Here is an 11933-nt window from a genome sequence, read left to right as displayed (position 1 = left end):
GTCGATTACTCAAACTCCCTTTGAGGTCCGGACAACGGAGCCGGTTTGTAATGTCGGATTAAATAATCCAGGTTTTGGAAAAGAATACTTCTGGTGGTTCCCGGAAGAACGATTCTGGAAACGGAACCCAAGGAAAGAGCCTCTTTCGGGTTCATCAGTTCCTTTTCGTACTGTGTGGAAAGCACTTGGAGTTTTTTATCGCGAATGACGATCGCTTCCTTTTCGGACATTCCCTTCTTTACGTTATCCTGATATTCTCTTTGGATCGCGGAAACCTCGTCCTTATAGACGTAGTCTTTTCCGGCTGGTCCCATCACCGCGATTCTTGCCGTAGGAAGCGCGAACACCATGTCCGCTCCCACGTGATAGGAGTTGAAACAAGCGTAAGCGCCGCCGAACGCGTTTCGAATAATCAACGTTAGGCGAGGTGTGCGGATGTCGATGATAGAATCCAAAAGTTTTCTACCTTCGAGAACGATTCCGTTTTGTTCCTGTTCTTTACCGGGTAAAAATCCGGTGGTATCTTCCAAGAAAACGATCGGGATATTGTAAAGGTTACAGAAACGAATAAATCTGGTTCCCTTTCTCGCCGCGCTGATGTCGATCTGTCCGGAGGAAACCGCGGAGTTGTTTGCGACGAACGCGACTACGTGACCGCCGATTCTTCCGAAAGCGGTTACTAAGTTTCTGGAACGTTGTCCTTGGATTTCGAAATACTGACCGTGATCGCAGATGTTTTGCAGATACAGAGTGATGTCGAATGGAGTGTTCATTCCCGTGGGAGAATTGAAGGTTTTCTTAAAAAGAATTTCTTCTTCGTAGATGAATCGATCCGTCGGATCCGAGGTCGCATGAAACGGAGCAAAGGAATGATTGTTATCGGGAAGATACGAAAGAAGTCTCAGAGCGGTTCTCAGAGATCCGAGTTCGTCTCCGGTAACGATATCGACAACGCCGCTTTGTCCGTGAACCTTCGGTCCGCCCAAATCGTCCGCGGAGATGTCCTCGCCTAATACCGATTTGACGACTCCCGGTCCGGTCAAACCGAAGAACGTATTATCGCACTGGATCATAAACGATCCCTGACGAGGAAGATAAGCTCCTCCACCCGCGTTGAATCCGAACATAAGCATGAGGCTCGGAACCACACCGCTGATTTTTCGAAGAGCGGTAAACGCCTCGCTATAACCGTCGAGTCCGCCCACTCCCGCAGGAACGTATGCTCCGGCGGAATCGTTCATACCGATCAATGGGATTCCGTGTTCTCCCGCCATGTAGATCAGTCTTGCGAGTTTACTTCCGTTGGTCGCATCCATGGAACCGGCGCGCAAAGTAAAGTCGTGACCGTAGATTGCGACGTCTCGACCGTTGATGTTTAAAATTCCGGTGACTAAGGAAGCTCCGTCGAGACTCTTTCCCCAGTTTTGATAAAGGATATTGGGCTCTTGTTCGGTGAGAACTTTGATTCTTTCCCATACGGTCATTCGATCTTTCGAATGTTGAACGAGAATCCTGTCGACTCCTCCTCCTGCAAGAGGTTTGTTGAGGAGTTCTTTTCCTAATTCGTTGGCGTCTTCATAAAGACCACGAGCTTTGGGAACGTCAGGTTCGGACGTGGATTGGAATGGATTTTCCAGTGAATATTTTGCTTCAGACATGCGAGAACCTTTAAATGGAATGAAATAAATCCAGTTTTTAAAGAAAGGATTCTCGGGAAAGTTAAATTCAAGCCCGATCGACGGGAGAAACTATTTTATAGCGGATTCCAACGTTTCAAAAATGCTAAACATGGAATTCATATCGATGATTTCGAAAACCTTTTTCACTGCCGGTTTGATACCCGCCAGTCTGAGTTCCACGTCTCTTTCTTTGCAGATTCTAAGAGCGGCGACGATGATTCTGAGTCCTGCGGATGAGATGAATTCCACGGAAGAAAGATCCAAAACCAACACGGGAGAATTTCCGGTCTTGATCTGATCCATAAACACGGATTCGATTCTGTGCGTATTATGAACGTCTAAGTTTCCGATCAAGTGGACGATTTTTGAATGATTCTTTATTTCAGATGTGATTTCCATTCGAAGCCTTGTGTTGAAAATTCTTCTTGAGAACGAGAACGTTCTTACCGCCTTCGCTGGAATAATCGACCGAATCCATCAGCTTTTCGATCAGATAGACTCCGAATCCACCTTTTCTTCTGCCGCTTAGATTGTCTTCGATCGAAGGCTCTCGAACTTCCTTTCTCTGAAAGACTTTCCCGGAATCAATTAATACAATGGTGATCCAATCCCCTGTAAAGCGTATTTTGCATTCGAACTTTGGATTTTTCAAATCCGTATTTTCATAACCGTGCATTACGATATTCGTACCCGCTTCATCGCAGGCTAAAAGAATATCGTCTCTCAGAGATTCTTCCAAATTTCTGACCTTGATTGTTTCATAAACGAATTCTCTAAACAACGGAATTGAAGATGTGTTCGCGTCGAATTCTCTGGAGAATTGATAGTCATCGTTGAATTTCAGGATCATCACGGTGAAGTCGTCGAATAGTTCCGGCGCTCCCGAAAATTCCCGAACCAGTCCGAAAAGTTCTTCGATGATCTGCGTGGAAGGAAGATGTTTTCTCGCGATCACTTCGCGTATCATTCTTTCTAAACCGAACTCCTCGTCCTTCGCGTTTTTCTCCTCGATCGCTCCGTCCGTATAAAGAATGACCATATCTCCCGGTTCCACGATGAGACTTCCACCCTTGTAACTCGCCGAAGTGATCACACCAAGCGGAGGACCGGAACCTTTGATGAGTTCCCAGGTTCCGTCCTTACGAATCAAAACCTGATCGTTGTGACCCGCGGAAGCATAATCCAAAGTGAATATAGCGGGATTGTAATGTATGAAGAACGTGGTTACGAACATTCCGTTGTGAGAATCCTCGTAGATCAGCGCGTTTCCTTGTTTGAGGATGTCTTCCGGATTGAGATCGTGATTTCTCGCTAAAGTACGGATGATAGAGGAACTCATCGCCATAAAGATCGCGGCGGGAAGACTTTTACCGGAAACGTCCGAAACCAAAAAGGAATATTGTCCGTCTTGGTACTGATAGTAATCGTAAAAATCCCCCGAAACTTCCTTTGCGGGAACGGATTTAACTCCTAAGTCGAAGTTCGAGCGGAACGATTTCGGTTCCGGGAGAATGTTCTTTTGAATTTCTCTCGTGATCTCGATTTCCCGTTCCAAGGAACGTTGCATCGCCTTTCTCGAAATCATTTCGTTTTGGAGTTTGAGGGTTTCGTGACCCCTCGCGATGAGCGACGCAAAGGTTTGTAAAAGACGAAGATGAGAATAACTGTAAGAAAGTTTATCCACTCGATCGGAAACCGTGATCGCTCCGAAGGCGCTTCTTCCCTGATGAGTCAAAGGAAAAACAATATAAGATCCTTTTAGATATTCCAGATCCAGATCGTGATCGAATGCAAAATTTTGAATGTCTTCCTTAACCGTGGTTTTTTCCTCTTCGATGGAACGATGAATAAAACTTCCCTGATAATTCGTGGTTCTGAAAATTTCCACGGTCTTTTCGGATGTGTAAGAGATCGAAGTAAGAATTCCCATCTTGCGATTGATGAGAAAAATTCCGGTTTTACTCGCATCCATCTCACTGTGAATCACCGGAATCGATTGTTTCATAAGATCGGCTTGATTTTTAGCGGAGGAAACTACTTGCGAAAGTTCGAATAAACTTTCCAGTTCGGAAACTTTTTTGCGAAGATCCTTGTTCGCGGCTTCCAGGTTTTGTAAAAGCCCCGTTTTCTGAATCGCTAATGCGGACGTTCCGGAAAAACTTAAGAATAGTTCGAGGTCATTCTCCGTAAAAAAAGTGCGGTCGATCGTGTTGATCGCTTCGATCACTCCGATCACCTGACCTTCGACCAAAAGCGGAGCGGCCATGATGTTTCTCGTAACGAAATGAGAAGCCTTATCCACTTCCCGATAAACTCTCGGATCGTTCATCGCATCGTTGATGATCATCGGTTGTTTGTCTTGAACCACCATTCCCGCAACACCCTTGCCCACGGGAACTCGAACCTTTGTAACCTCGTCTTTCTTTTCGCCGAGTACCGTATGAAAATACAGATATTCTTTCGTATCGTCCAAAAGTAGAACGCTACAGGCTTCCGTACGAAAAACCGATTTGGAAGAAAGCATGATCGCTTCCAAAAGTTGAGAAAGATCCAAGGATTTGTTGATCAAACCCGAAACACGAATGATTTCCGTTAACAAAAAGTCGAAACGATCCGTTTGTTTGCGAATCTGCACGGACTCGAGCGCGACCCTTGAAGTGGTCATCAAAGAAAGAACTACAAGGGAAGATTCTCCGGAAACGAAGGATTCTTCCAAAAGATCGGAGATGATCCGAGTTGTGGCTCGGAGATGTTCGAAATCGGATTCTCTGAATTCCCCACCGCTTCCGTTCGGTCTTCCGAGAAAAATCGTTCCGAAAATTTTCTTTTGATTTTCCGAAGAGGAAGCGCCGAGTTCGCCGACGTGTAACACACAACAGACGGAGTTTTGTTCCAAAGGAGGAATGAGTTTACTCGGACTACTCCCTTTTTTGATATTAATGTCCTGACCGGTTTTAAAACAATATTCGGAAACGAGTCTTGCTTCTTCGATCGCGTTTTTCGGCGGGTTTCCGTAGATAGATTTGAGACTTCCGTCTTCTAAACGAAAACTGAATATACCGAATTGGGCGGTAGTGAGTTGTATGATTTCCGTGAGGAGGGATTCGAAAACAATCGTCAGACCCGGATTGTCTTCCAGGTAGAGGTTTCCATCAGAACTCTGTCTGAGGAGAGAATCCTGTTTTTTGCTAGAGATCAAAGCAGAGGTTCAGCCGGCCTGAAACTTTAAGGATTCTTCCCGAAGTTTCTTATTCGCATTTTCTAATTCTTTAATACGAGTCAAGGCTCCCATCAATTCGTCTCGGGAAAGATTCGTAACCACGTTAGTGGCGTCGAAAGCTTCTTTTGCATCCTTCAATTCGCTACCGGAATATTGAATGATACCTTCGTACATACGGATAATTTCATCCGCGTTTTCCAATTCTTGCTCGTTGAGTCTTAAAACCTTTTCGTATCCTTTGATAATATCGTTTTGGATCTTTAGTTTTTTTTGTAAATCCTCGATCGACTCACTCATCCGTAACCACTCCTTTATTTGTATTGACTTCAAAGAAATCGGTTAAAACCTGATTTCTCAGCGGGGACGTAGCTCAGTTGGGAGAGCGTTTGAATGGCATTCAAAAGGTCGGGGGTTCGATTCCCCTCGTCTCCAGTCACGACTTCCGCCACTTGAGTTTTTAAACTTTCGGCACTCTGTCAAACTCTTTTACTGTCTCGTTTCGGATCGACCATGCCTAATCCAATCCAAATCACTCGGTTTGAAACCGAAAATACAAGCCCTTTGATTCTTCTCCCCGATTTTGAATTTCCGGGTAGAACATTATACGCGGAGCCGTTTGTTTCCTCTTATGACGTTCGGATTTTCGCACTTCCCACGAACTCGTTGCAAATCGACTTTCCCAAGTTTGAGGAGTGGGTAGAAACGCTGAGTCGAGAAATTCTCACCTTAAAAAGAAAGGTAAGAATCGTCGGAGAAGGATTGTTTGCCGGAATCGTTTTTGAACTTTTAAAAAAACATCCTCAGTGGATCGAATCGGCTTGTGTATTGAATCCCCCTCTTTCCAGATCCGATGAGAATTTCCCCTGGCTTCCGAAAAACGTGGATTGGATCTTGGAAAGATTTCCCTGGAATCCTTGGTTTTTACTTTCGGGAGAACTTCATTCTTTTTACGAATCTCTGGAAAGAAGTTTCCAATTCGGTTTAACGGATTCGGATCTTTTGCCCGCTCTTATTTTTACGAAAAGTTCGGGTAAGATCACGAAACAGATTCAAAACTTCGGCGGAACGATCGAACGTTTTCCGGTTTTTAGAATCGAGGCAACCGATTCCAAATCGGTTCAGCCCTTAATTCGGAATTTAGTCACGAAAATTCTTGCTGAGGTTCCGATTTCTTCTGTCCAAAAAAAGTCAAAATTTAAGATAGAACCTGGTTTTTAAGTATGTCAGTAAGAAAAATTTTAAGAATGGGAGACCCGCTTCTCCGTCAAGTTTCAGAACCCGTCACGGAAGACGAGATTCAAACCAAGGAATTCAAAAAGTTACTCCGTGATATGTTCGATACGATGCGTCATGCGGAAGGTGTGGGACTTGCGGCTCCTCAGATCGGAATTCTTAAACAGATCGTAGTCGTGGGCTCCGAAGACAACGAACGTTATCCGGGAACGCCGGACGTTCCGGAAAGAGTCATTCTCAATCCGATCATCACTCCGCTCACAAACGACACTTCCGGTTTTTGGGAAGGTTGTCTTTCCGTACCTGGAATGCGGGGTTATGTGGAAAGACCGAATAAGATCCGATTGCAGTGGATGGACGAAAAGGGAAACCGTTTCGACGAAACGATCGACGGTTATAAGGCCGTCGTCTATCAACACGAATGCGATCATCTTTTGGGCGTTCTTTATGTGGATCGTCTGAAGGACACGAAGTTATTCGGCTTTAACGAAACTTTGGATTCCGGTAACAATATTCTAGATTAAAAAAATTAAATATATGAAATCACTGGTTGAGTATTTCCTTTCTAAAAGTATCTTTGTAAACCTTCTTACCTTTTTAATCATTCTGATCGGCGTTTTTACCGCAGTCAGAATGAACCGCGAAGCCTTCCCCAACATCAACTTCGATATCGTAAGCGTCGTGACGGTTTTCCCCGGAGCTTCCCCGGCGGAAATCGAAAAGTTAGTCACGAAACCTCTCGAAGAGGCGATCAAAGAAGTGGACGGGATCAAGGAGTTTCGATCCGCTTCGATTGAAAACCGAGCGGGAATCGTGATCACCTTGGACCCGGATTCCAAGGATACGCAGAAGGTTGTGGACGATATCAAATCCGCGATCGACAGAGTGGAAGACCTTCCCGAAGAAGCGGAAGATCCTTTAGTTACGGAAATCACCACTTCCAGACAACCCGTAATCGAAATCGATATCAGTTTGAAATCGGACGACTCGAGCGTAGAGGCCGAGAAACGTCTCAAGGCTCAGGCAAAAATCGTGGAACAGGCCTTGGAAGACATTCCGGGCGTGGCGAGAATTTCCAAACGAGGCTGGAGAGAAACGGAGATGCAGGTGGATATCAACCCCGCCGCGATGTTCTCCCATTATCTTACGAGCCAGGACGTAATTTTTGCATTAAAAAACCGTAATATTAACTTTCCGGGCGGGAATATCGCCGGAAATCAAAAAGAAGTCATCCTAAGAACGATCGGAGAATTCGATTCTCCGAAAGAAATTTCGGGCGTTCATATCCGTTCCAACGAAATCGGGAATTCGATTCGAATCGACAACGTCGCCCATGTCACCGAAGGTTTGAAGGAAGCGGAATATCTCGATAAGGTCAACGGAAGAAAGACGATCGCGTTAACCGTAATCAAAAGAGAAAAAGCGGACGCGATTCTTGTTGTCGACGAAGCAAAGAAGGTTATCGAAGAATTCAAAAAGAATTCTCAGAACGAGTTTGAATACGCGTTTGTAAACGATCTTTCCAAATATATCCGAAGAAGACTCGGGGTTCTTTTATCGAATGCGGTCGGCGGTTTGATTCTTGTTACCGCTTCTCTCTTTCTATTCTTAGGTTGGAGAGTCGCTTTGATGACCGCGCTCGGGATTCCGGTTTCCTTCGGTGCGACATTCGTCATTATGAACTACATGGGATTGACCTTAAACCTGATCTCCATGTTCGGTTTGATCATCGTCGTGGGGATCCTGGTCGACGACGCGATCATCATCTGCGAGAACGTGTATCGTTACATGGAAGAAGGAATGCCCGTTTACGAAGCGGCCTTAAAGGGAACCGTGGAAGTGATCGATCCGGTAACCGCCACCGTGACCACGACAGTCGCGGCGTTCGCACCTATGCTTTTTATGACCGGAATTTTCGGAAAGTTCATCTACAGCATTCCGTTAGTCGTCATCATCGCGCTTCTTGCTTCTCTTTCGGAGGCGTTTTTCATCCTACCTTCCCACTTATACGATATCAATAAACACAAGTTTCATTCGGGGGAAATCAAACAAGAGAGCGGTTGGTTTTATAAACTCAAGGTGAACTACTACCTCCCTCTTTTGAAATTCGCGTTAAGACATAGACTTCAGATTTTTATCTATTTGTTCGCGATGTTGATCGGAAGTTTTGCGCTTTTTGCGGTTGCCGGAAAGTTTAAACTTTTTCCGGGATCCGTGGATGTGTTTCAAATCAAACTCACGGGACAAACCGGTATGTCCTTGCAGGAAATGGAAAGATTTACGCACGTATTGGAAACCGAACTTGCTAAAATTTCCAAGGACGAAGTCGAGAACTACGTTACCCGAGTCGGTATCATTCAAAAAGATCCGAACGATCCTTTTACCAAACGTGGAAAACACTACGGACAGATTCTCGTATATCTGACTCCCGAAGAAAACAGAAAGAGAGCGACGGACGGTATCATCTCCGAAGTAAGAGAAAAAACGATCTGGCTCTTGAACGAAAAATCGGTAAAGATCGTGGAAGAAACCCGCAAAAAAGAAGCGGAGAAGAAAAAGGAAGAATACAAACCTTTCAATTTGAATTCCTTTCCCGCAGAATTTTCGCGCTTTAAAGGACAACTACTGGCTTTGGATTTTGAAAAAATCTCGGGTGGTCCTCCCGTTGGAAAGCCGGTCGCGATCGAAATCCGAGGAGATGACTACGACAGTCTGATCCGAATCGGAGAAGAATACAAAGCCGTCATGGCCAAAGTTCCCGGAGTTACGGACATCGGAGACGATTTTAACGAAGGTAAGGACGAGGTGAAGATTAAGGTCAGCGAGTCTCTTGCATCGACCGCGGGCGTTTCCGTCTTTAAGGTCGCACAAGCGATCAACACCGCGTTTCAAGGAACCGTGGCGACGAAGATCAAACGGGCCGATGAAGAAGTCGAGGTCAAAGTTAGATTTCCTGAAGAAGTCAGAAAGTCCATAGGTTCCTTGAACAATATCTTCGTGAGCAACCAAGTTGGAAAACTCATTCCCGTATCAAAGTTGATTACGTATGTGCGTGAACCGGGTTTTGCGAACATCAATCACCTGGATGGAAAACGTCTTTTGACCGTAACCGCCAACTTGGACGAAACCAAAACGGACACAAGAAGGGCTAACGCGGAAATCGCAAAACTTTCCAAAGGAATCATCGAAAAGTATCCGGGTTACAGAATGCGTTTCGGCGGAGAAAACAAGGATACGGAAGAATCTCTCGCAAGTTTGGGAAGGGCCTTCTTAGTCGCGTTTATCATTATATTTATGATTCTCGCGTCTCTTTTCAGATCGTTGATCCAACCGGTGATCGTAGTCAGTTCGATTCCATTCTCCTTGATCGGCGTGATCTTAGCGTTCGTTCTTCACGGAGAATACTTCGGCTTTCTCGCCTTTTTAGGAATTGTAGGTCTTGCCGGGGTTGTGGTAAACGATTCCATCGTACTTGTCGATTTCGCGAATCAGTTGAAGATGGAAAAACCGAACGAAGACATCGATTCGATTCTTATCGAAACGGGTTTGTTGCGACTCAGACCGGTTGTTCTTACCACAGTAACCACGGTTCTCGGTTTATTACCGACCGCGTATGGAATCGGAGGAAGGGATCCGTTCCTTGTACCGATGGCTCTTGCATTCGGTTGGGGACTCGCGTTCTCCTCTTTTCTTACGTTAGTCGCCGTTCCGGTTCTATACAAGACGGTGCATAACACGCAAGCAAGATTCCAGCGTTTGTTGTGGAGTCGAACTAAATAACTACCCTACTTCCTTGTAGAAAAGAGATTTGAATACCAAATAGTTGGCGGATCTCTTTTCTACATTCTTCCAAAATTTTCTCGTCCTAGATTCTTCTTATCTCTTTCTTTTCTTGACTCTGATTGTTTTGCTCACTCCTTAGTAATTGAATTTTGCTTAGGAGTTTATGGAACGTGAAAAGAATTTTATTCTCATTCATTTCATTGGTATTGCTTACAAACTGTTTATCGCTGACGAAGATCGACGAAAATCTTTACAATCAAGACTTGACGCGCACTTTCAATCGTTCCAAGGAACAAACATTCAATGCCACAATTCTTGCATTCAAAGAATTGAAAGTAGGTATAGAAAAACAGGATAAGGAAAAAGGAATCATCGTCACCGAAAAAGTTCCTTTTTACGAGATGGTTTATCTTTACGGGAATCAATATCAAGCGACTGGTCAACAGTTTACAGCGTATCACAAATATTATTTGCAGATCACCGGTGATAAGAACAGCGCAACGGTGAGGACCGTAAAGTATCGACTTTGGAACAACAACGTGGAACAGACAGAAGTTAACGCTCGTTGGACGAAAGAGAACGTTTGGGATCCGTTCTTCAAAGAGATACAAATCAAATTGGACGGTTATTGATCGATCATTTGTAGGAGTTCCTACGAAATAGTTGTAAAAAGTTTTGCTTGCAAGAAGAGAAATATTCTGTTATAGGAAAATTTCCGAAGTTTTCCCACCGCCTCACCCCTCCACCCAATACAGGGTGGGGTCCGCAAATTTTTCGGCAAAATCGTAGGAGTTCCTACGAAATTTCGAAATCAGTCCTGGTGATCGTTGATGATTTCCGGGACGGTCACGAAATGATAACCTTTCGAAAGCATTTCTTGGATAAAATCGGGAAGAATGTAGATCAGTTTTTCGGATTGTCTTGGAGATCCCAAGTGCATCAGAATGATTGCGCCGTTCATACCGTTTTTGTCCGCCTCTTCCCATCTGTATAAAAAGTCCAAAGCTTCCGCTCTGGTTTTGTAATTTGGATTCGGCATGATTCTCGTTTTGCCGGTTTGCGGATCTTTCTTATAAATGAATTTCTTATATACGAAATCCGGAATGTCTAAGGAGCCAACCGAATTGTTGCTCCAAAAAATATGGTGCGTATAACCCAATTTGCCGAAGGTGCGGATCACCAAAGGGTCGAATCCGCCGTAAGGAAGACGGTAATACTTAGTAAGTTCCTTCCCCGTAACAGACTCAAATTTTTCCTCCACCATTCTCATTTCCTGCTGGAGAAAGTTCGTATCCGGGATCTCATCCGAAACGTAACTGAGCAATGCCCTTTTACGCAAGGAAGGTTCGTATAAACTTCTTGGAATGTTATAATGACTCCAAGTATGATTTCCGAATACGACTCGGTTTCCGAGCTCGGAAAGTTTTTTGAGATAGTAAAGGTTCGTGTTGCTGAAAAACGATCCGTTCTTCAAAGCAGGGTTTTCGTTGGAAACGAACAAAGTGATCTTGATCGGAAAGCGAGAAAGATATTCGTAAATGAGTTTTAAGTCTTCACCCGTTCCCAGGTCAAAGGTAAGTGCGATTTCCTTAAAACGTATATCACCTCGGTTGACATTTTTACCCACATCCGAGCCGGGAAGAATTTCCAAATTCGATTTGTTTTCCGAAACCTGATCGGATAAATCTCCGTCGGGAACCGCGTCATACAGATCCGATTTGAACTTAAGAAGTTCTTCTTCTTGTTGTTGTTCTTCCAAGCGAAGAGAGGTTAAGGTTTCCTCAAGAGTTGTGATATGTACCGTTTGTTTTTCAACGGTCGCTTCGAGTCTGAAAATTCTATGCGTTAGGGTAAGAATGGAAACGGCGCTTAAGAATGTGAAAAAGCCGATGGAAAAAAGTATACGAAGAGTTTTGAACTTTCTTTCGATCACCTCGGATTCGATTCCGCTGTTTTTGATTTCGGAAATCGTTCTGGAAAGTTCCGATGATTCTTCCTCGCTTAACATGAAGATTCGA

General features: G+C 44.4%; 9 protein-coding genes and 1 tRNA gene. 5 read left to right on the top strand and 5 right to left on the bottom strand.

The genetic code is table 11. From position 1 onward, the window contains the following. Window positions 1-5: 5 nt before the first annotated feature. The 4 genes from CH367_RS17335 to CH367_RS17320 all read right to left on the bottom strand — a co-directional run bounded on the left by CH367_RS17335 (window position 6) and on the right by CH367_RS17320 (window position 5196). Window positions 6-1658, bottom strand: coding sequence for an acyl-CoA carboxylase subunit beta (locus CH367_RS17335; protein ID WP_100763747.1), 1653 nt, complete (start codon window positions 1656-1658; stop codon window positions 6-8). A 90-nt stretch (window positions 1659-1748) separates the two neighbouring features. Continuing rightward, a complete protein-coding gene (locus CH367_RS17330) occupies window positions 1749-2078 on the bottom strand; it encodes an STAS domain-containing protein (protein WP_100763746.1) in 330 nt (109 codons plus the stop codon). Next, entirely contained in the window at window positions 2062-4878 is a 2817-nt protein-coding gene (locus CH367_RS17325) for a SpoIIE family protein phosphatase (protein ID WP_100763745.1), read from the bottom strand. The genes CH367_RS17330 and CH367_RS17325 overlap by 17 nt, the downstream gene beginning before the upstream one ends. A 9-nt stretch (window positions 4879-4887) precedes the next feature. Continuing rightward, window positions 4888-5196, bottom strand: a complete 309-nt coding sequence (locus CH367_RS17320; protein WP_100763744.1) for a hypothetical protein — start codon at window positions 5194-5196, stop codon at window positions 4888-4890. A gap of 62 nt (window positions 5197-5258) precedes the next feature. Here CH367_RS17320 and CH367_RS17315 point away from each other — a divergent pair. The 5 genes from CH367_RS17315 (at window position 5259) to CH367_RS17295 (ending at window position 10547) form a co-directional block, all read left to right on the top strand. Then, window positions 5259-5331, top strand: a tRNA-Ala gene (locus CH367_RS17315). A gap of 78 nt (window positions 5332-5409) precedes the next feature. Beyond that, window positions 5410-6117: a hypothetical protein gene (locus tag CH367_RS17310; protein WP_100763743.1), complete on the top strand. Its 708-nt coding sequence runs from the start codon at window positions 5410-5412 to the stop codon at window positions 6115-6117. 2 nt (window positions 6118-6119) lie between these two features. After that, window positions 6120-6656: a peptide deformylase gene (gene def / locus CH367_RS17305; RefSeq protein WP_100763742.1), complete on the top strand. Its 537-nt coding sequence runs from the start codon at window positions 6120-6122 to the stop codon at window positions 6654-6656. A gap of 13 nt (window positions 6657-6669) precedes the next feature. Beyond that, the gene (locus CH367_RS17300) at window positions 6670-9912 is read left to right on the top strand and encodes an efflux RND transporter permease subunit (protein WP_100763741.1); all 3243 of its coding nucleotides are present in this window, start codon (window positions 6670-6672) and stop codon (window positions 9910-9912) included. A gap of 173 nt (window positions 9913-10085) precedes the next feature. After that, window positions 10086-10547 (top strand): hypothetical protein, encoded by a 462-nt coding sequence (locus tag CH367_RS17295; RefSeq protein WP_100763740.1) that lies wholly within the window; start codon window positions 10086-10088, stop codon window positions 10545-10547. A 179-nt stretch (window positions 10548-10726) separates the two neighbouring features. On the opposite strand, the gene CH367_RS17290 is transcribed toward CH367_RS17295, so the two are convergent. Beyond that, window positions 10727-11923 (bottom strand): polysaccharide deacetylase family protein, encoded by a 1197-nt coding sequence (locus CH367_RS17290; RefSeq protein WP_100763739.1) that lies wholly within the window; start codon window positions 11921-11923, stop codon window positions 10727-10729. Between the last annotated feature and the right edge of the window lie 10 nt (window positions 11924-11933).

This window comes from Leptospira barantonii (genome assembly GCF_002811925.1).
Lineage (GTDB): Bacteria > Spirochaetota > Leptospiria > Leptospirales > Leptospiraceae > Leptospira > Leptospira barantonii.
The sequence above is the reverse complement of the archived record's forward strand: the minus strand, read 5'-3'. Positions and strand labels throughout refer to the sequence as shown.